The 19,823-nt window shown below is 68.0% G+C and carries 19 protein-coding genes; 6 read left to right on the top strand and 13 right to left on the bottom strand.

Annotated elements, in window-relative coordinates; genetic code table 11:
• Positions 1 to 305: 305 nt before the first annotated feature.
• From rpoH to ftsY, 4 genes are all read right to left on the bottom strand, one after another.
• Positions 306 to 1,172 carry an RNA polymerase sigma factor RpoH gene (gene rpoH / locus ACRYRV_RS10115; protein ID WP_309636034.1) on the bottom strand — a complete coding sequence of 289 codons (867 nt, stop codon included), beginning with the start codon at positions 1,170 to 1,172 and terminating at the stop codon, positions 306 to 308.
• Positions 1,173 to 1,325: 153 nt separating this feature from the next.
• Entirely contained in the window at positions 1,326 to 2,300 is a 975-nt protein-coding gene (gene ftsX, locus ACRYRV_RS10110) for a permease-like cell division protein FtsX (protein WP_444985242.1), read from the bottom strand.
• Complete coding sequence (ftsE, locus tag ACRYRV_RS10105) at positions 2,297 to 2,965, bottom strand: cell division ATP-binding protein FtsE (RefSeq protein ID WP_299311387.1); 669 nt, start codon at positions 2,963 to 2,965, stop codon at positions 2,297 to 2,299. The genes ftsX and ftsE overlap by 4 nt, the downstream gene beginning before the upstream one ends.
• A complete protein-coding gene (ftsY, locus tag ACRYRV_RS10100; RefSeq protein WP_444985243.1) occupies positions 2,962 to 4,413 on the bottom strand; it encodes a signal recognition particle-docking protein FtsY in 1,452 nt (483 codons plus the stop codon). The genes ftsE and ftsY overlap by 4 nt, the downstream gene beginning before the upstream one ends.
• A 90-nt stretch (positions 4,414 to 4,503) precedes the next feature.
• Between ftsY and rsmD the strand changes: the two genes are divergently transcribed.
• Positions 4,504 to 5,151: a 16S rRNA (guanine(966)-N(2))-methyltransferase RsmD gene (gene rsmD / locus ACRYRV_RS10095; protein ID WP_444985244.1), complete on the top strand. Its 648-nt coding sequence runs from the start codon at positions 4,504 to 4,506 to the stop codon at positions 5,149 to 5,151.
• A gap of 133 nt (positions 5,152 to 5,284) precedes the next feature.
• Positions 5,285 to 5,479, top strand: a complete 195-nt coding sequence (locus ACRYRV_RS10090) for a cell division protein ZapB (RefSeq protein WP_253446195.1) — start codon at positions 5,285 to 5,287, stop codon at positions 5,477 to 5,479.
• A gap of 6 nt (positions 5,480 to 5,485) precedes the next feature.
• Here ACRYRV_RS10090 and ACRYRV_RS10085 read toward each other — a convergent pair whose 3' ends face one another.
• From ACRYRV_RS10085 to ACRYRV_RS10050, 8 genes are all read right to left on the bottom strand, one after another.
• Entirely contained in the window at positions 5,486 to 6,022 is a 537-nt protein-coding gene (locus tag ACRYRV_RS10085; RefSeq protein WP_444985245.1) for a GNAT family N-acetyltransferase, read from the bottom strand.
• Positions 6,023 to 6,041: 19 nt separating this feature from the next.
• Positions 6,042 to 6,842 (bottom strand): hypothetical protein, encoded by an 801-nt coding sequence (locus tag ACRYRV_RS10080; RefSeq protein WP_444985246.1) that lies wholly within the window; start codon positions 6,840 to 6,842, stop codon positions 6,042 to 6,044.
• Positions 6,839 to 7,150 (bottom strand): BolA family protein, encoded by a 312-nt coding sequence (locus tag ACRYRV_RS10075; RefSeq protein WP_299311375.1) that lies wholly within the window; start codon positions 7,148 to 7,150, stop codon positions 6,839 to 6,841. The genes ACRYRV_RS10080 and ACRYRV_RS10075 overlap by 4 nt, the downstream gene beginning before the upstream one ends.
• Before the next feature lie 66 nt (positions 7,151 to 7,216).
• Complete coding sequence (locus tag ACRYRV_RS10070; protein WP_444985247.1) at positions 7,217 to 8,641, bottom strand: MFS transporter; 1,425 nt, start codon at positions 8,639 to 8,641, stop codon at positions 7,217 to 7,219.
• Positions 8,642 to 8,715: 74 nt separating this feature from the next.
• A complete protein-coding gene (locus ACRYRV_RS10065; RefSeq protein ID WP_253446212.1) occupies positions 8,716 to 9,102 on the bottom strand; it encodes a hypothetical protein in 387 nt (128 codons plus the stop codon).
• 246 nt (positions 9,103 to 9,348) lie between these two features.
• Complete coding sequence (gene lysS / locus ACRYRV_RS10060) at positions 9,349 to 10,890, bottom strand: lysine--tRNA ligase (RefSeq protein WP_444985248.1); 1,542 nt, start codon at positions 10,888 to 10,890, stop codon at positions 9,349 to 9,351.
• 138 nt (positions 10,891 to 11,028) lie between these two features.
• A protein-coding gene (gene prfB, locus ACRYRV_RS10055; protein WP_444986302.1) for a peptide chain release factor 2 occupies positions 11,029 to 12,124 on the bottom strand; the annotation gives its coding sequence in 2 pieces (ribosomal slippage) (positions 11,029 to 12,051 and positions 12,053 to 12,124; 1,095 coding nt in all).
• 276 nt (positions 12,125 to 12,400) lie between these two features.
• Complete coding sequence (locus tag ACRYRV_RS10050; RefSeq protein WP_444985249.1) at positions 12,401 to 13,747, bottom strand: OmpP1/FadL family transporter; 1,347 nt, start codon at positions 13,745 to 13,747, stop codon at positions 12,401 to 12,403.
• A gap of 311 nt (positions 13,748 to 14,058) precedes the next feature.
• On the opposite strand from ACRYRV_RS10050, the gene ACRYRV_RS10045 reads away from it, so the two are divergent.
• The 4 genes from ACRYRV_RS10045 (at position 14,059) to ACRYRV_RS10030 (ending at position 18,549) form a co-directional block, all read left to right on the top strand.
• Positions 14,059 to 14,565 (top strand): MerR family transcriptional regulator, encoded by a 507-nt coding sequence (locus tag ACRYRV_RS10045; protein ID WP_444985250.1) that lies wholly within the window; start codon positions 14,059 to 14,061, stop codon positions 14,563 to 14,565.
• A 35-nt stretch (positions 14,566 to 14,600) separates the two neighbouring features.
• Entirely contained in the window at positions 14,601 to 17,132 is a 2,532-nt protein-coding gene (locus ACRYRV_RS10040) for a heavy metal translocating P-type ATPase (RefSeq protein WP_444986304.1), read from the top strand.
• Positions 17,133 to 17,364: 232 nt separating this feature from the next.
• Positions 17,365 to 17,916 carry a GspH/FimT family pseudopilin gene (locus tag ACRYRV_RS10035; RefSeq protein ID WP_444985252.1) on the top strand — a complete coding sequence of 184 codons (552 nt, stop codon included), beginning with the start codon at positions 17,365 to 17,367 and terminating at the stop codon, positions 17,914 to 17,916.
• Between the two features lie 51 nt (positions 17,917 to 17,967).
• Entirely contained in the window at positions 17,968 to 18,549 is a 582-nt protein-coding gene (locus tag ACRYRV_RS10030; protein ID WP_309636047.1) for a hypothetical protein, read from the top strand.
• A 33-nt stretch (positions 18,550 to 18,582) separates the two neighbouring features.
• Here the strand turns inward: ACRYRV_RS10030 and ACRYRV_RS10025 are convergent, their stop codons facing one another.
• Positions 18,583 to 19,743, bottom strand: a complete 1,161-nt coding sequence (locus ACRYRV_RS10025; RefSeq protein WP_444985253.1) for a PilX N-terminal domain-containing pilus assembly protein — start codon at positions 19,741 to 19,743, stop codon at positions 18,583 to 18,585.
• Positions 19,744 to 19,823 lie beyond the last annotated feature (80 nt).

Genomic DNA, 19,823 nt, shown 5'->3' with positions numbered 1-19,823 from the left:
GCGATAAACGCCAGAGCCCCGCCGGACTCTCATCCGACGGGGCTCTTCGCTTCCAGATCGCGCAGAATCTGCGCTCCTACAGCAGGGCGGCAGAACGCCGTGGGGGAAGGTCGGCAGAAGGCCGTAGGAGCCCGATTTATCGGCGATTTGGCGGTGCCACCCACGGTGGCTGGCACCGCGGGAGGCCTGCGGCCTCCATCGCGCAGAATCTGCGCTCCTACAGCAGGTCGGCAGAACGCCGTAGGAGCCCGATTTATCGGCGATTTGGCGGCGCCACCCACGGTGGCTGGCACCGCCGGGAGGCCTTACGCCACCAGGGCGTCACCGATCTGCTGGCGGATCTTCTTCATGGCGTTCTTCTCGAGCTGGCGGATGCGCTCGGCGGAGACGCCGTAGACGTCGGCCAGCTCATGCAGGGTCGCCTTCTCCTCGGCCAGCCAGCGGCGCTGGAGAATGTCTCGGGAGCGCTCGTCCAGGGCCGCCATGGCCAGCTGCAGGCGGCGGGTGGCGTCATCTTCCCAGTCGCTCTCCTCGAGCTGGGTGGCCGGGTCGGCGGAGGCGTCATCGAGGAAGTGCACCGGCGCCTGCCAGCTGCTCTCCTCGTCCTCGTTCGGCGCGGCATCGAAGCCGGCGTCATGGGCGGAGAGGCGACCCTCCATCTCGCGCACCACCTCGGGCTTGACGTCGAGGTCCTTGGCGATGGCGTCGACCTCGTCGCTGTTCAGCCAGGCGAGGCGCTTCTTGGCGCTGCGCAGGTTGAAGAAGAGCTTGCGCTGGGCCTTGGTGGTGGCGACCTTCACGATGCGCCAGTTGCGCAGCACGAACTCGTGGATCTCGGCCTTGATCCAGTGCACGGCGAAGGAGACCAAGCGCACCCCCTGGTTGGGGTCGAAGCGCTTGACCGCCTTCATCAGGCCGACGTTGCCCTCCTGGATCAGGTCCGCCTGGGGCAGGCCGTAGCCGGAGTAGCTGCGGGCGATATGCACGACGAAACGCAGGTGCGACAGGACCAGGCGGCGAGCCGCCTCCAGGTCACCCTCGTCGTGCAGGCGATAGGCCAGCTCGCTCTCCTCCTCGGCGGTCAGCATCGGGATGCTGCCCACCGCCTGAAGGTACCCGTTGAGGTCGTGCCCCGGGGAGAGTTGGCCCACCGGAAGAAGACTGGTGCTCATGTGCAGGATGTCTCCTCGTTAGCCCAGGAATCCATTGGCATACGCTTGCCTATGATGCCAGAAACCGAAAAAAGTTCCATGAAATCACGGGATAGCCCGTGAATCCCATGCGGACGGCGGTCTGCTCGCAGGCCCTGCTCTCGCCTCGTGCCGCTAACGCGGCTTGACCTGGGCGAGGTGGCGGCTGACGGCGATCCAGGCGCCCAACCAGCCAAGCAGTATACTACAGCCTACCAGGGTCACGGAACCGACCGCCCCCAGCTGGGGCAGGCTGAAGCTCGCCCCGTAGCTGGCCGCCAGGGCCGCAACCGGCGCGGCCAGCCACTCGCTGCCAAGCGTCAGCAGCCCCCAGGCCATGAGGCCGCCGCCCAGCCCGTACCAGGCCCCGCTGTAGAGGAAGGGGCGGCGCACGAAGGCGTGGGTGGCCCCGATCAGGGTCACCACCTCGATCTCCCGCCGGCGGTTCTCCACCGCCAGGCGAATGGTATTGCCCACCACCAGCAGCACCCCGCCGCCGAACAGCACCCCCAGCGCCAGGGCGACCCGCCGCCCCAGCTCCGCCAGGTGGCGCAGCCGCTCGATCCAGGCCAGGTCAAGGCGCACCTCATCGACCCCCGTCACCGCCTCGAGCTCGGCGGCCAGGCCCCGCACCGCCGCAGGCGCCGGGTCCGCGGGGCTCACCACCACGCTTGCCGGCAGCGGATTCTCCTCCAGCCGCCCCAGGGCATCGGCCAGCCCCAGGGAGTGCTGGAACTCCGCCATGCCCTCGGCGGCGGTGATCAGCCGGGTGCGCGCCACCCCCTCCCGGGCAGCCAGCGCCTCCTCGATGCGCGCGGCCTGGGCCTCGTCCACCCGATGCTCCAGGTAGACGGTCAGGGTCGCGCTCTCGGTCAGCTCGCTGTCGAGCAGCCGGGCACTGTCCAGGGTCAGCCAGAGCGCCGCCGGCAGCACCAGGGCGATGGCGATGGCCAGCATGGTGACCAGGCTGTCGAAGGGGGCGCGCAGCAGGCGCCAGCTGCTGTCCAGGGCCATGGCCCGATGGTGGCGCAGCCAGCCGCGAAAGCGGCTGGAGGAGCGGGTGCGGTGGGCGCGGGCCCCGCGGGGCGGCGCCTCGGGACGGCGACTCATGCGGCCTCCTGATCGGCCACCAGGCGCCCGTCCCGCAGGCGCAGGATGCGGTGGCGCAGCCGGGCGATCAGCGCCAGGTCGTGGCTGGCGATCATCACCGTGGTGCCGATGCGGTTGAAGTCCTCGAAGAGCCCCATGATGTCGGCGGAGAGCTGGGGGTCGAGGTTGCCGGTGGGCTCGTCGGCCAGCAGCAGAGCCGGCTTGTTGACCACCGCCCGGGCGATGCCCACCCGCTGCTGCTCGCCGCCGGAGAGCTCGATGGGCAGCGCCTTCTCCCGGTAGAGCAGCCCCACCTTGTCCAGCGCCGCCCGCACCCGGCGCGCCGCCTCCCGGGGCTCAACGCCCTGGATCTCCAGGGGCAGCGCCACGTTGTGGAAGATCGAACGGTCGTGGAGCAGCTGGTGGTCCTGGAAGACCACGCCGATCTGGCGCCGGTAGAAGGGCACCTGGCTCGCGTGGAGCCGGCCGATATCGTGGCCCGCCACCAGGATACGCCCCCGGCTGGGGCGCTCCAGGCGCATGATCAGCCGCAGCAGGGAGCTCTTGCCGGCGCCGGAGTGGCCGGTCAGGAAGACCATCTCGCCGCGGCGCACGCGAAAGTCGAGGTTGGCGAGCGCCTCGAAGCGCCCGCCGTAGCGCTTGCCCACGTGCTCGAAGACGATCATTTCTCGGCGTCGTTCCCGTCACGGTCGAAGAGGGCGTCGACGAACTCGTGAGCCGCGAAGGGGCGCAGGTCGTCCAGGGTCTCGCCGACGCCGATGAAGCGGATCGGCGTGCCAAGCTGCTTGGCCAGGGCGAAGATGATGCCGCCCTTGGCAGTACCGTCGAGCTTGGTCAGGGTAATCCCGGTGATCGGCACCGCCTCGTTGAAGGTGCTGGCCTGGGAGAGGGCGTTCTGGCCGGTGCCGGCGTCGAGCACCAGCATCACCTCGTGGGGGGCGGCGGCGTCCACCTTGCCCATCACCCGGTGGACCTTCTTGAGCTCCTCCATCAGGTGGGCCTTGTTGTGCAGGCGACCGGCGGTATCGGCAATCAGCACATCGACGCCCCGCGCCTTGGCGGCGGCCACGGCGTCGAAGATCACCGAGGCGCTGTCGGCGCCGGTGTGCTGGGCGATCACCGGCACCTGGTTGCGCTCCCCCCACACCTTGAGCTGCTCCACCGCGGCGGCGCGGAAGGTATCGCCGGCGGCCAGCATCACGCTGCGCCCCTCGCGCTGGAAGCGCTGGGTCAGCTTGCCGATGGTGGTGGTCTTGCCCACCCCGTTGACCCCCACCACCAGGATCACGAAGGGGCCCTCCCCCTTGGGCGGCAGGGTCAGGGGCGCGCTCACCGGCTCGAGCAGGTCGGCCAGCTCCTCCTGCAGGGCGCGATAGAGTGCCTCGCTGTCCTGGAGCTCCTTGCGGGAGACCCGAGCGGCCAGGCGGTCGATGATCTCGGTGGTGGCCTCGATGCCCACATCCGCCAGCAGCAGCTGGGTCTCGAGGTCCTCCATCAGGTCGTCGTCGATCTGCTTCTTGCCGAGGAAGAGATCCGCCAGGCCGTCGGTCAGATTGGCGCGGGTCTTGCCGAGGCCGGCCTTGATGCGCGCGAACCAGCCCTTCTTCTCCCCGGCCTGGGGCTTCTCCTGCAGCGCGGCGGGAGCGGGAGCGGGAACAGGCGCCGGCTCGGGCTCGGGTTCCGGCTCGGGTTCCGGCTCGGGTTCAGGCTCGGGCTCGGGTTCGGGTTCGGGTTCGGGCTCGGGTTCAGGCTCGGGTTCGGGTTCAGGCTCGGGTTCGGGCTCAGGCTCAGGCTCGGGCTCGGGCTCGGGCTCAGGCTCGGGCTGCGGCTCGGGCTGCGGCTCGGGCTCAGGCTCGGGCTGCGGCTCCGGCTCCGGCTCGGGTTCAGGCTCGGGTTTCGGCTCCGGCTCAGGTTCGGGCTCCGGCTCGGGCTCAGGCTCGGGTGCCGGGGCCGTATCGCGGGCCGCCTCGGGCGCCGGCGGCTCGGAGCGCCCCTCCGGCTCAGCGGTCTCCTCCCCCTCGGCGGATTCAACAGCCTCCTCCTGACGCTCCTGCTCCTGGCGGGTCGCCTCTTGTTCCTGCTGCTTCTTCTTGCGCTTGAAAAAACCGAACATGGACAGAATCAGCCTTGCGAATAAACGAGTCGCCACATCCTACCACCGCCCACCATGACTGTGGATAAGCCGCCGGGTACAATCCCCGCCATGACACGACGCCCACCACGCCCCCGCCGCTCCGGCAGACCCGCCGGCGACGGCCGGCCCGGCAGCAAGAGCGCCGGCCGCCAGAGCGCAGGCCGCCTGCGGATCATCGGCGGCGACTACCGCCGCCGCCTGCTGCCGGTGCTCGACAGCCCCGGCCTGCGCCCCACCCCGGACCGGGTCCGGGAGACCCTCTTCAACTGGCTGACCGCCGCCCTGCCCGGCGCCCGGGTGCTGGACCTCTTTGCCGGCACCGGGGCGCTGGGCCTGGAGGCGCTCTCCCGGGGCGCCCGGGAGGCCACCTTCGTGGAGCGCGATGCCCGGGTGGCCGCACAGCTTCGCGAGAACCTGGCCACCCTGGGCGCCGAAACCCGGGCTCGAGTGGTCGGCGCCGATGCCGAGGCCTTCCTGGCCGGCCCCGCCTCGCCCTGCTCCCTGGCGTTTCTCGACCCGCCCTTCCGCATGGGGCTCGCCGCGCCCTGCTGCGCGGCCCTGGAGGCGGGCTGGCTGGATGAGAACGCCTGGATCTATCTGGAGACCGAGGCGGGGCTCGCCCCCGAGGTGCCGGCCAACTGGCAGCTCCATAGAGAGGTGCGCGCCGGCGACAGCCACGGGCGGCTCTACCGGCGGGCGACAACGCTACAGCCATGAGCGTCGCGGCAAGACGACGCTTGCTGAGGCCGAAGCACGGCGTTACGCTGCTGCCCAGTCATCCATCAAACACAGGCTCGGCCTCGGGGAGCCTTCCAGCAGGCCCCTTCCAGAAGGACATCAGGAGAAACACATGAGCATCGAACTCTTCAACCGGCTCGAACAGAAGGTCACCAGCGCCGTGGAGGCCCTGGAACTGCTGAAGATGGAAGCCGAGGAACTGCGTGAGGAAAACGCCCGCCTGAAGCAGGAGCGCGAAGAGTGGGAGCGCCGCCTGACCGCCGTGCTGGGCAAGCTCGACGAGATCGAGTCCACCGAGACGGCCTGAGCCGGCTCAGTCGCCGGCGGCGCCCGCCGCCAGCGCCAGCGACATCAGCAGCGCATCCTCCCGCGCTGCCTCCGCCGCCCCGCCCTGTCGGGGCGGCGTCGTTTCCGGCGAGTGGCCGGCGCCCGGCAGCGGCGGATAGTAGCCGCGACGCCGGCCGTCCTCCTGAAAGCCCGCACGGCGATAGAGGGCGATGGCGGCCACATTGCCCGCCCGCACCTCCAGCAGCAGCCGCTCGCTGCCCCAGCCCCGGGCCTGATCGACCACCGCGGCCAGCAGCTCCCGGGCAAGCCCCTGGCCGCGCCGTGCCTCGCTCACCAAAAGCGCCTGCAGCTCCGCCTCGAAGGGGAGCCGGGCCGCCACCGCATAGCCCGCCAGCCTACCCTGCTCCGCCGGCGCATCGCGCTCCATCAGGCCGAGAAGTGCCATGGAGGAGTCCGCCAGGGCCGCCCCAAGCGAAGATTCGGAGCCGCCCATGGGCCAGCCCTGGGCCTCCTCCAGCGCCACCAGGGCGGGCAGGTCGGCCTCGGTCAGGCGCACCAGCATCGGCCTCTTCCCGCGCGGACTAGCCTTCATCCGGCGCCTCGCGCCACGCCTCCCCGAGGTCCAGCAGCCGGGGCAGCAGCGCCCGCTTGGCCTCGGCGCTCTCGGCCAGCTCGGCCAGGGCCGGGCCCTGCCAGGCGGACAGCGCCAGCAGCGGGCAGCGCTCGCCTTCCAGGCCGAGCACCTCGTCCAGCACCGGCTCACGGCCGAACAGCAGCAGACGCTCGGGCACCCAGCCGCGGCGGCGCGCACCGGCAATAAAGGCCTGCAGGCCCTCGCGGGCCTCCTCCAGGGGCTCGTTCACGGGCAGCCCCGCCTGGAGCGGCCAGCGGAAGGACTGGAAGACCGGCAGCGGCGCCGCGATGCCCGCAGCGCGCAGCAGGTTGGCCAGCAGCTTGAGCTCCACGGGTCCCGGGGCCCGCTCGCCGGCCAGGATCAGCAGCCAGCGTCCCTCCAGGCAGGCCACCTGGAAGGCAAAGCGCAGCGCCTCCCCGGGCACCTGCGGCTCTGCCTCGGCGGCCGAGGCAGGTGTGGCAGCGGCCTCCTCCACCGGCGCCTCGCCCAGCAGGGCCCGGGCCATACCGGGGCGGGGCGGCCGGGCGGCGCGGGGCGGCTCCGCCTCGGCGGGCCGCGGCGGCGGGGCCTCCCGGGCCTCATCCAGCAGCGCATGGAGGCGGTCACCGGGGGCTTCCGCCGGCGGCGGCTCGGGCAGTTCCCAGTCGCAGGCCGGGGTCGGGCGCGCATTGGGCAGCGCATAGCGCGCCACCCAGGCGGTCAGCCCCATGGCCTCCAGGTACTGCAGCCGCTGCGGCTCGGTGGTCACGACTTGTTGGCGCCCTGGCAGTTGGGGGAGTCGGGGCGGCTCTGGCCGCTGGCCTCCCACTCGCTCGGGGTGTAGAGATGCAGCGCCAGGGCGTGGACCGGCCCGGAGAGCTCATCGGCCAGCACGGCGTAGATCTGCTGGTGGCGCTTGACGGGCATCAGCCCTTCGAAGCGCGCAGACACCAGGGTGACCTTGAAGTGGGTCTCGGAGTTGGGCGGCACGGCGTGCCGATGGCTCTCGTTCTCCACCGCCAGATAGGCGGGCTCGAGGGCCTGAAGCTTCTCTTCGATGGTGGCCTGTATGCGCATGTCGGCTTCCGGATGATGAAGTGGAGGGTCCATTGTACTCGCTCTGTCGAGCAGGAACGATGCGACTCACTCACGCGCCGCTGCTGCCTCACGCGCCGCTGCCTCCCGGGCATGGCGCTGGGCGGCGCCGGCCATGGGCACCCGGGCCAGGCTGGCACCCAGCGCCAGCAGGGTGAAGAAGGCGCCCAGCCAGAGGGTCGCCTGGATCGGCATGCCGGTGGCCAGGAAGGCGCCCACCAGGGCCACCCCGAACGACTGCCCCACGGTGCGCGAGGTGCTCATCACCCCGGAGGCGTTGGCGCTGCGCTCCCGGGGCACCGTGCCCATCAGCTCACGGTTGTTGGGGGGCTGGAAGAGCCCGAAGCCGACCCCGCATAGCAGCATGCGCCACAGCACGTCGACCACCGACGCCTCGGCGCCGAGCCGCGCCAGCAGGGCCAGCCCCAGAAGCAGCAGGCCGAGCCCGGCGCTGGAGAGCAGGCTGGGGTTGAGCCGGTCGGCCAGGCGCCCGGCCCGGGGCCCCACCAGCATGATGGCCAGGGGCCAGGGGGTGAAGAGCCAGGCGGTCTGCAGCGGGGTAAAGCCCATCTCCTGCTGGAACAGGAAGGAGAGCGCCACGAAGGCCAGCCCCTGGCCCACGAAGGCGGTGCCCTGGGCGACCAGCGCCAGGCTGAAGCGCGGCTCCCGGAAGATATCCAGCGGCATCAGCGGATGGGGGGCGCGACGCTGGCGGCCCAGGAAGAGCGTGGCGGCCGCCAGGCTCACCCCCAGCCAGGCCGCCACCTGCCATGCCGGCATGCCGTGGCCGACCCCGTCCATGGCCAGGAAGAAGCCGCAGAGCATGGCCACCGAGAAGAGCGCGCCGGCCCAGTCGAAGCCCCCCTCGCGGCGCGCCTCCCGGGGCAGCGCCCGCCAGGCCAGCACCAGGGCCACCGCCCCCAGGGGCAGGTGCAGCGCGAAGAGCCAGGGCCAGTCGGCCACCGAGAGCAGCACCCCGCCGATCGCCGGCCCCGCCGCATAGCCGCCGGCCACCACCAGTGCGGAGAGCCCCAGGGCGCTGCCCAGCAGCCGCGAGGGAAAGACCTGCCGGTAGATGGAGGGGCCGATGGAGAGCATGGCCGCCGCCCCCAGCCCCTGCAGGGCCCGGAACAGCAGCAGGCTCTCCAGGCTCGCCGAGAGCGCCGCCCCCAGGGAGGCCAGGGTGAAGACGCCGACCCCGGCCACGTAGATGCGTCGGCGGCTGAGCAGCTGGCTCAAGGCGGCAAACACCAGCAGGAAAGCGGCGCAGCTGATCTGGAAGAGGTTGGTGACCCATACCGCCCGGGAGGCGGGCACCTCGAGACTCGCCGCGATGGAGGGCAGCGCGATATTGATCATGGTGGTATCCACCACCGCCATCAGGGTCCCGAGGATCAGCGCCAGCACCGCCAGGCGCCGCTCGGGGCCCGGCAGGCCGTCATCTCCCTCGCGGGTATCGAAGAGTCGGCTCATTCCCTGTTCCGTCGGGGTGCAACACGAAGAAACCGGCCGAAGCCGGTTTCCATGGGCCAGCGTTCGGGCTGGGCCTAGTCCTGGTCGACGTCCAGCAGCAGCGAGTCGTCGATCTCGGAGATCTCCAGGGCCGCCTCGTCGTCGAGGTCGATGGCCAGGTAGCTGTGCTCCACCTGCAGAAAGCGCTGGAAGAGCGGCCAATCGACGGTTTCCGGCCACTGGCGCTCGTCCTCTTCCCAGGCGCGCAGCTCGGTCTCGAGGATCTCGAGATAGCGCTCGCGCACGAAGGCCTCCAGGGCCTCCGGGGTGTCCATCTCCGGGATCAGGTAGACGGTGCTTTCGCGCTCGACGTCGGCCAGCGCCAGGTCGTCGTCACCGAGGGTGGGCTCGAGCCCGTTGATCCAATCCACGAAGTGCTGGGTCGGGCGGACGCTCAGGGCAGAGCGGTTGAGCAGTTTCATGGCGGTCTCCTCGACGTCGAAACGACGACCATTATGGGCGCTGGCCGCGGGGTTTACCAATGCTTCCCGCCTCTTCACCGAGCTATTGCCGCCAACACGGCCAGCCGGCGATGTAGGAGCGCAGACTCTGCCGGTTCGACGCTTCGACGATGGGGCCGCTATCGCCGATAAATCGGGCTCCTACGGGGCCTTTGGCAATGCCGCAGCGGCTGATCGCCGATAAATCGGGCTCCGACACCTGGCCCTTCACTCCACCTCGGGGCGCATGGCCGGAAACAGCAGCACATCGCGGATCGAGGCGCTGTCGGTCAGCAGCATCACCAGGCGGTCGATGCCGATGCCCTCGCCGGCGGTGGGCGGCAGGCCATATTCGAGCGCACGTACATAGTCGGCGTCGTAGTACATCGCCTCGTCGTCGCCGGCCTCCTTCTCCGCCACCTGCTCGCGGAAGCGCTCGGCCTGGTCCTCGGCGTCGTTGAGCTCCGAGAAGCCGTTGGCGATCTCGCGGCCGCCCACGAAGAACTCGAAGCGCTCGGTGACGAAGGGGTTGGCGTCCTTGCGCCGCGCCAGCGGGCTCACCTCGGTGGGGTACTCGGTCACGAAGGTGGGCTGCTTGAGACGGTGCTCCACGGTCTTCTCGAAGATCTCGATCTGGATCTTGCCCAGGCCCCAGCCATCCTTGACGTCGATGTCCAGGCGCTCGGCGATCTGGCGGGCGGCGGACTCGTCGGCCAGCGCCTCGGCGTGGATATCCGGGTTGTACTCGAGGATGGAGTCGAAGACGGTGATCCGCCTGAGCGGGCTGCCGAAGTCGTACTCGTAGTGCTCGAGCACCTCACCCTCGCTGTTGCGCACGGTGTTGACCACGGTGGTGGTGCCCAGCACCTCCTGGGTGATGCTGCGCAGCATCTCCTCGGTGAGATCCATCAGGTCGTGGTAGTCCGCGTAGGCCTGGTAGAACTCGATCATGGTGAACTCGGGGTTGTGCCGAGTGGAGAGGCCTTCGTTGCGGAAGTTGCGGTTGATCTCGAAGACCTTCTCGAAGCCGCCCACCACCAGGCGCTTGAGGTAGAGCTCGGGCGCGATGCGCAGGAACATGTCGATATCCAGCGCGTTGTGGTGGGTCTTGAAGGGGCGCGCCGTGGCACCGCCGGGGATCGCCTGCAGCATGGGGGTCTCCACCTCCATGTAGCCGCGGGCCTCGAAGAAGCGGCGCATGGCGCTGATCACCCCGGCACGGGTCTCGAACACCTGGCGGGAGTCCGGGTTCATGATCAGGTCCACGTAGCGCTGGCGGTAGCGCGCCTCGAGATCGGTGAGGCCGTGGAACTTGTCGGGCAGCGGGCGCAGGCTCTTGGTGAGCAGCTTCGCCTCCACCATCATCACGTAGAGGTCGCCCTTGCCGGACTTGTGCACCGGACCGCGGGCGGCCACCAGGTCGCCGATATCCCAGCCCTTGATGTCCTCGAGCACCTCGGCGGGCAGGCCCTTCTTGTCGACGTAGAGCTGGATCTGGCCGCTGACGTCCTGGATGACGATGAAGGGGCCGCGCTTGCGCATGATGCGCCCGGCCACGCCGGCCTGGCGGTTCAGCGCCTCCAGCTCCTCCTTCTCCTTGTCGCCCAGCTCCTCGATCAGCTCGGCGGCGTGGCTGTCGCGGCGGAAGTCGTTGGGGAAGGCGCTCTCGCCGCGGGCGGCGGCCTGCTCGCGGCGCGCGGCCAGCTTGGCGCGACGCTCGGCGATCAGGCGGTTCTCATCGTTCTGCGGGGAGGGGCTCTCGTTGGCCATTTCGCTACCTGTTGGAAATCTTTGATAAGGAAACTGGGACACGCTTGCCGCTATAGCCGCGCGAGCCTAGTGGGAGGCCGGCTCTGCCGGGCGCAAGGAGGCCGAAGGCCTCCCCGCTTCGCGGTTCCAGACGGGTAACTACAGACCCTGCTTCAGGCTGGCGACAATAAACTGGTCCAGATCACCATCCAGCACCTTGTCGCAGTTGCTGGTCTGCACGCCGGTGCGCAGGTCCTTGATGCGCTGGTCGTCCAGCACGTAGGAGCGGATCTGGCTGCCCCAGCCGATATCGGCCTTGGAGTCCTCCGCCTCCTGCTTGGCGGCGTTGCGCTTCTCCATCTCGTGCTCCCACAGCTTCGCCTTGAGCTGCTTCATGGCGAAGTCGCGGTTGGCGTGCTGGCTGCGCTGGCTCTGGCAGGCCACCACGATGCCGGTAGGCTCGTGGGTGATCCGCACCGCCGAGTCGGTGGTGTTGACGTGCTGGCCGCCGGCGCCGCTGGAGCGGTAGGTGTCGACGCGCAGGTCCGCCGGGTTGATCTCCACCTCGAAGCTGTCGTCGATCTCCGGCGACAGGAACACCGAGCAGAAGGAGGTGTGGCGACGGCCGCCGGAGTCGAACGGGCTCTTGCGCACCAGGCGGTGCACGCCGGTCTCGGTGCGCAGCCAGCCGAAGGCGTGGTCGCCCTGGATATGCACCGTGGCCGACTTGATACCCGCCACCTCGCCGGCGGAGAGCTCGATGATCTCGGCCTTGAAGCCGTGATGCTCGGCCCAGCGCAGGTACATGCGCAGCAGCATGTTGGCCCAGTCCTGGGCCTCGGTGCCGCCGGAGCCCGACTGGATATCCAGGTAGGCGTTGTTGGCGTCCATCTCGCCGGAGAACATGCGGCGGAACTCGAGCTTCTCGAGGCTGCCCTGCAGGCCCGCCAGCTCCTTCTCCACCTCGGCGACGGTGTCCTCGTCCTCCTCCATCTCGGCGAGCTCGAGCAGGTCGCGGCTATCGGCCAGGCCCTGCTCCATCTCGTCGATGGTCTCGACGACCAGCTCCAGGGAGGCACGCTCCTTGCCGAGCTTCTGGGCGTAATCCGGGTCGTTCCAGACGTTAGGGTCCTCGAGCTCCCGGGAGACTTCCTCTAGCCGGTCTTTCTTCTCGGCATAGTCAAAGATACCCCCTCAGGACGTCTGTCCGCTCAGACAGGTCCTTGATGAGGTTGTGGATGGGGTTGGTTTCCAGCATGGCATGCTCGCCTGAATCTGCGGTGGAAAAACGGCCGCCGCGCCGCGGCATGGCGCCTGGGTCGCAGCGGCTCGGAAAAGTCATCCATTGTAGCGAACCTGGCGCCGCCCCGCATCCGCCGCGGAGCGGCTTCCGGGCAGCACCGCTATCGCCGATAAATCGGGCTCCCACCATAAAAACGGCCCCTATCAGCGATCGCCTTCCGCGGCCTGGGCCCAGACGCAGGGAACCCGGCCGAGGCCGGGTTCCCTGGTTACGCTGGCTGGCTGCCGCTCAGAAGCGGTAGGTCAGCTGGGCGCCGAAGCCGTGGGCCTCGTTCTTGTAGTCGGCGGAGTAGTTTGAAGTGATCGGCGGTGTCTGCTGACCGGCAACGGTAAAGCTGTCGGTCTTGGTCTGCTCCACCTGGGTACCTCGCTCGGTCAGATAGGAGTAGGCAAAATCCAGGGTCAGGTCATCGGTCGGGCTCCAGCCGGCACCGATGGAGAAGATACGACGATCATCGGAGGGGATCCGCACGCTACGAGTCAGGTCATTGGTGGGTGTCTTGTCGATGGTCACACCCGCACGCAGCACCAGCTGCGGATTGAGCTGATACTCACCGCCGGTCGAGAACGCCCAGGCATTGGAGTAGTTCTGCTGCTCGTTGGTGATCTCTCCGCGCTCCTCGCCATTAACCAGGATGCGCTCGAAACGACTCCAGCGCGCCCAGGAGGCACCCGCCATCAGCTTGAGGCGGTCAGTCATCTGCTGGGTAATGGAGAAGTTGACCGTCTCGGGCGTTGTAAGATCCAGCGAGGCGTTATCCGTCACGGTGCCAATGCCCAGCGCATCGAGCTCAGGAGAAGTCGCCCTGAAATCCCCTTCCAGCGTGTAGTCCACCTTAGAGCGATAGGTCAGGCCCAATGTCGTTTCAGGAATGGGCTGGTAGATCACACCGATGTTATAGCCCCAGGCCTCGTCATCCCCCTCTACCCGAGAGTCGACTTCTGTCAGCCCAAGCGGTGTAGCCGCCGGCACCTGACGGTGAAGCTCGCCGTCGACGCGGTTGTAGGTGACACCCACGCCCACCGAGAATTGATCGGTAAAGCGATAGGAAACGGTTGGCTGGGCACTGATCACTCGGACCTCGGTGTAGTTACCCTGGTTGCGCCCCTGGAAGCCGCTCTCATAGTCGGTCTTGGAACCAAAAGGCGCGTAGACGCCGAAGCCGAAGGCCAGCTGCTCATTGACCGGGAGAGCATAGAAAGCGAAAGGAATCAGCGTACCCGGCACCATATCACCGTCGTTGCTCCCCTCGACCGGGAAAGTGTCTGTCATGCCGCCGGTAGCCTCAGAAAATACCGGGCTGGACTGGCTTGCCTGGGCATTACGAATCCGGCTATTGACGTTCAGATAGGTCCCGCCCGCGGTGACCTGGGCGCGATCCAGGAACGACATGCCGGCCGGGTTGCCGAAAACGATGGTGGCGTCGTTGACGTTGGAGCTACGCCCGGCGTGGCCATAGCCCTGGCCGCTGACGCTCTGCTCGTTGATCTGGTAGCCGCCGGCGTGGGCCTGGCTGGCGAGGGCAGCGGCGGCGATGGCCACGGCCAGGGAGAGGCGATTGAACTTGTTCTTCATGAGATCCATCCCTTGCGGTTCTATTGTCGCGTTGGCGCTGGCGTGTGCTCGCGGTGGAGACCCGCGCTTGCCCTACCCTTTTCTCGCAACCCAACGGGCGTTTCAACCCCAAACGCTCGTTTTAATGACGCAATCGCTAATACTTTGGTTGCATGACCGTTTGATTGATCGAACTTTCAGGGAGTTAGGCAATACAGCCGTGACGGTACCACTCCCTTGCTTATCCGCCTTGACCCTTGGGTAACACATAGGTTTTACACTGAGGTTATCCGAAACCAGCACCCCAACGGGCTCTGCGAGGCACCGTCATCATGAAAGTCAGTGAACTGGCCAAGGCCGCCGGCGTCACCGCCGAGACCGTGCGCCACTATGTGCGCGAGGGGCTACTGCACCCGGAGCGCCACCCCGACAACGGCTACCAGCTCTTCGCACACGGCGACCTGGAGCGGCTGCGCTTCATCCAGCGCGCCCGCACCCTGGGCTTCGGCGTGGCCGAGATCCGCGAGATCCTCGCCCACGCCGACCAGGGCGACTCCCCCTGCCCCATGGTCCGCGACCTGCTGGCCAGCCGGCTGCCGGAGATTCGCGCCCGCATCGCGGAGCTGCAGGCCCTGGCCGCGCGCATGGAGCAGGCCCTCGAGACCTGGGCCGAGATGCCCGACGGCACCCCGGACGGCCACAGCCTCTGCCGGCTGATCGAAAGCTTCCCCGAGCCGCTGCGCGACAACCCGTGCGACAACCCGCGCGACAACCATGAGCGCTGCAACGACGGCCACCGCGCGCCCATCGGCGCCACATCCAGCGAGGAGACCCAGTGAACGCTCGCACCCCACTCGAACGTATCGTGCCCGGCATGAGCTGCCAGGGCTGCGTGAAGCGCATGCGCGAGGCGATCCAGGCCCGCGACCCCGAGGCCGAGGTGACCGGCACGCCCGCCGAGAAGCACCTGGCCGTGACCACCACCCTGGACGACGACGCCCTGGACCAGGCCCTGTCTGATGCCGGCTACCCCCCCGGCGAGCTCGAGGAGGACACGGGCAAAAGCACGGGCGAGGGCGCGGGCGACGAGACGCCGGACAGCAGGGAGCCCGGGGCGGCCGATCCGGCGCCCGCCGCCGAGAGCGCGGCTTCAGCGGCAGCCGGCGAGGAGCGCGCCACCGCTCGGCGCCTCTCCATCGGCGGCATGACCTGCGCCAGCTGCGTGAAGAGCGTGCAGCAGGCGCTGGCGCGTACGCCGGGCGTGGTCAGCGCCGAGGTCAACTTCGGCACCCATACCGCCCAGGTGCGCGGCAGCGCCGGCGAAGACGCGCTGATTCGCGCCGTGGAGGCGGTAGGCTACGACGCCGAACCGATCCTCGACCTGCGCCAGGCGGAGGAGGCCCGGGCCGAGAAGGACGCCCGGGAATACCGCCGCCGCCTCAAGGGCAGCTTCTGGTCCCTGGCGCTGGCGGTGCCGCTGATGGCCAGCATGTTCTTCTATCACCCCCACCCGGTGGGCATGGGCCGGCTCTTCTGGCTGGTGATCGGCCTCTTGACGCTGGCGGTGATGGCCGGCCCCGGCCGCCATTTCTTCATCAACGCCTGGAAGAACCTCAAGCACCACCAGGCCAACATGGACACCCTGATCGCCATGGGCACCGGCACCGCCTGGGTCTACTCCATGGGCGTGGTGGCCTTCGCGCCCTGGCTGCCTGCGGTGGCCCACGGCATCTACTTCGAGGCCTCGGCGATGATCATCGGCCTGGTGCTGCTGGGCAACGCCCTGGAGCTGCGCGCCCGAGGCCGCACCAGCGACGCCCTCAAGCGCCTGCTGGACCTGCAGAGCCGCACCGCCCGGGTGATCCGCGACGGTGAGGAGCGCGAGCTCGACATCGACGAGGTGCGCGAGGGGGACCATATCCGCGTGCGCCCCGGCGAGCGCCTGCCGGTGGATGGCGAGGTGACCGAGGGACAGAGCCATATCGATGAATCCATGCTGACGGGCGAGCCGCTGCCGGTGGCCAAGGCCGCCGGCGACGAGGTCAGCGCCGGCACCGTCAACGGCAAGGGCTCGCTGGTCTACCGGGCCACCCGGGTCGGCGCCGACACCCGCCTGGGCCGCATCACCGAGCAGGTGGCCAGCGCTCAGAACTCGCGCCCGCCCATCGGCGAGCTGGCCGACAAGGTCTCCAGCATCTTCGTGCCCACGGTGATGATCATCGCCGTGCTCACCGCGCTTGCCTGGTTCAACTTCGGCGCCGAGCCGCGGGTGATCCATATGCTGGTGACCGCCACCACGGTGCTGATCATCGCCTGCCCCTGCGCCCTGGGGCTGGCCACGCCGATCTCCACCATGATCGGGGTCGGCAAGGCCGCCGAGCACGGCGTGCTGGTGAGAAGCGGCGAGGCGCTGCAGGTGGCCAGCAAGCTCACCACCCTGGTGGTGGACAAGACCGGCACCCTCACCGAGGGCCGGCCGAGCGTGACCGAGGCCGAGGTGATCGACGGCGACAGGCAGACGCTGCTGGGCCTGGTGGCGGCCCTGGAGCGCGGCTCCGAGCACCCGCTAGCCGCGGCGCTGCTTTCACACGCTGAAGAAGCCGGCGCCGAGGCCGCCGAGATTCGTAATTTCGACAGCGTGACCGGCGGCGGCGTAAAGGCCGAGACGCTTGAGGGCCAGCCGCTGCTGCTGGGCAACGCCCGCCTGCTGGAAGAGGCCGGCGTGGACCTGGCCGGCGGCAGGGAGAAGGCCGGCGAGCTGGAGGAGAAGGCGCGCACCGTGGTCTACCTGGCGGTAGATGGCAGGCTGGCTGCGCTGTTCGGCATCAGCGACCCCCTGCGCCACGACACCGTGGCGGCCATCAAGCGCCTGCAGGCCGACGGCCTCAAGGTGGTGATGCTGACCGGCGACAACGAGCACACCGCCGCCGCCATCGCCCGGGAGGTGGGCATCGACGAGTTCCGCGCGGGCCTCTTGCCCGAGGACAAGCACGCCGAGATCGAGCGCCTGCAGGCGGCAGGCGAGACCGTCGGCATGGTGGGCGACGGCATCAACGACGCCCCGGCCCTGGCCCGGGCCGACGTGGGCTTCGCCATCGGCCAGGGCACCGACGTGGCCATCAAGAGCGCCGGCATCACCCTGATGCGCGGCTCGCTGCACGGCGTGGCCTCGGCTATCGAGATCAGCCGGGCGACGCTCTCCAACATCAAGCAGAACCTGGTGGGCGCCTTCGGCTACAACACGCTGTGCATTCCCATCGCCGCCGGGGTGCTCTACCCCTTCACCGGGATGCTGCTCTCCCCGATGATCGCGGGTGCCGCCATGTCGCTCTCCTCCATCACGGTGGTGAGCAACGCCAACCGCCTGCGACTGTTCAAGCCCCACAACGAAAAAGGCCCCGCGTAAGCGGGGCCAGCAAGGAGGTAAATCATGAGCGTTATCGTCAATCTGGCAGGGCTGGGACTGATCGGGCTGATCGTCTGGTGGTTCTGGTTGGCCACCGAGTAGCTTCCGGCACCGCCTTCAAGGGGGAGAAAGCGCACAGCCCGGGTAGCACATGGCTGACAGAGGGCCGGCCCGGTGTGGCTATGGTGAAAGGGTACCTTCCACCCTGGGCCGGCAAGGCCGAGGAGGCGAGATGCCCCTCCCCCCCTGCAAACTGGGCGATTCCGCCCCAATCCAGCGAAGTCAGGTCGGCCTGACGCTGATCGAACTGCTGGTTGCCCTGGTCGTCATGATCATCATGGTCGGCTGGGCCGTGCCCTCCTATCAGCGCATGATCGCTCGGCAGGAGGTGTCCAGCGAGGTACTCCGCCTGAAGACGGCACTCTCCATGACCCGCAGCGCCGCCATTACGCGCCGCACTCAGGTAACGCTCTGCCCCACCGTCGACATGACCCAGTGCCAGGTTGCCAATAATGCGGAGGGTGATGCCTGGCGAGCAACGCTTGCCATCTTCGAGGGCCAGGGTGTGCCGGGGGACCCGGTACTACGCACCTTTGGCGAGAGCCGGGTCGAGCGCCTCACCTACCGCAACGACAACCTGCCGGTGCGCTATGGGGCGCTCGGCAGGGCCGGCGGGCACTTCGGCACCTTCCGGATCTGCGGGCGGCTGGACCAGGGCGCCCGCGTTATCGTGAATATCATGGGACGCGTGCGCGTCGTCGATTCCGCGCCATCCGAGTGCTAAGCTACGGGCCCTTGGCGCAGGAGGCGCCCCTTACTGAAAAGGACCCATCCCATGCTTGGCAAACTGTTCGGCAAGCAGCCGATTCGAGCCTGGGCGATCAAGCAGATTGATGACGCTACCCTCCACCTGTGCGGAGAGGGGAGACTGGAGTCTGACCAGAAGTCGAAAGTCATGTTGAAAGCGCTGCAGGCCGGCCAATTCCATGGCGGCGTACGAATGGGCGATACGGGCATTGTGATCAACACAAGGCGTCTCGCCGCCGTCGTGCCCCTGGAGGCGCTACAGCTGCTGGATGACGGCAACACGGCTGAGTGGAACGGGCGTCACTGGGCCGTATCCCACGTGCCCCAGCGCGCCTGGCTGTTCGACGGCCGCCTGGTGGCCGAGCCCAACCTCCTGAGCAGCACCCCCGCACTGGTCAGCCGCGAGGACGTTTCGCATATTCGTCAGAACGTGCGACAAGACGCCGCACCGCCGGGCGAGGTACAGTTCCGGCCGGTCAACGCGACGGAAGACCCCGAAAAGGATCTTCGCGCCGCTATCGAGGAAGCACAGCGCCGGAGGCAACAAGCCAACACCGGGTGGCGAAAGGATGGCTCCTGGGGAACTCTGGATGACGTGGATAAAGAGTGACCCCTCAAGCTTACAAGTGAACTTGAAGGAGCCCTACTCCCAGCGATAGATACGGAACCTTGATTCTCCCTCACAGCCGCCACTGCCATCGCCCCCAAACCAGCCCTCCTCAAGCTCGCTCAGTATGGCCGGGTCATGAACAAAGGCTGAGGCGCCACCGCCGTTCATCGTGATATAAGAATCACCCAGATCAAACCCATCCGCCGTTTGCTGGCCATCAGGGTTAGCCGGCAGATGAACCAGCGCCCCGCGCAAGGACCCGGAGCCACCGCCGTTATAGATGATGTTTTCTCCCCGGACCAGGATCACGCCCTCGAAGTAGTTGTAGCCGTCCCAGTAAAAGTCACCATCGACAACCAGCAGCCCGCCCGAAGGCTCGCCGTCACCATAGCAGGAAGGCACATCACCCTCCTGCTCCTCCCCGACCCTGAGGGCACAGCTGCCGCCATAATATTTCACATTGCTGTGGTGAGAGTATTTGGCAAAATCCACAAGGGCGGCTATCTGAGCAAGCTCCTCATCACTATACTGCTTGGCCTGAACCAGCTCATCATCGACGGACGCATGGTTCCCCTCGTTATTGGCAGAGAACGTGATCTCTTCCACATCACCGGGGTTCTGAACCGCGATAGAGTAGCCTTCGTTATCGTCTCCCTCTCGGGAGATGGTGAACGGTCGGCTATTGGTATGGCTGAAACCCTCTACGTTGCCGAGCAGCGTAATGGGGTCGAAATCAGCAAAGCCGGGGCCGAGATAGTCCTCCAGCACAAGCAGGGTGATAGGCTCACTGACGGCAATGACAGCCTCGTCATCGGAAACGGCCCCCATGGCCAGGATATAGCTGACACCGCCGATCCTGGCGTAGCGGTAGTGGCACTCGGTGTTCCCTTCACAGGCATTGGGGCTCAGTACCTGACCATTGAATTCGGCATCATTGCCGAAGCCCTGCCAGCCCAGGCTGGAAAGCTCCGCCAGGGACAGGCTGACAGAGACAAAGTCATCAGAGCCCTCCAGCGCCCCAAAGCCGGCACAGGCCGCCTTCTCCGCCCCCATCTGAGCATCCGCCTGAGCCCTGTAGTTGCCCGCCAGCCGCTCATCCACCTGCGAGGACTGCATCATGGATAGGCCGACCATTAAGGCAATCGCCAGCAAGGCGAGAACCACTACTAATGCTGCGCCAAGCCTCTTATTCATGCACCCTCACAAGAAGTTTATTAGTTAAAAACCACACCACCCAAGATTGAAGGCCAGGCACATGAAATTAAAGCCATGGA

This window comes from Halomonas mongoliensis, from assembly GCF_052496345.1.
The sequence above is the reverse complement of the archived record's forward strand: the minus strand, read 5'-3'. Positions and strand labels throughout refer to the sequence as shown.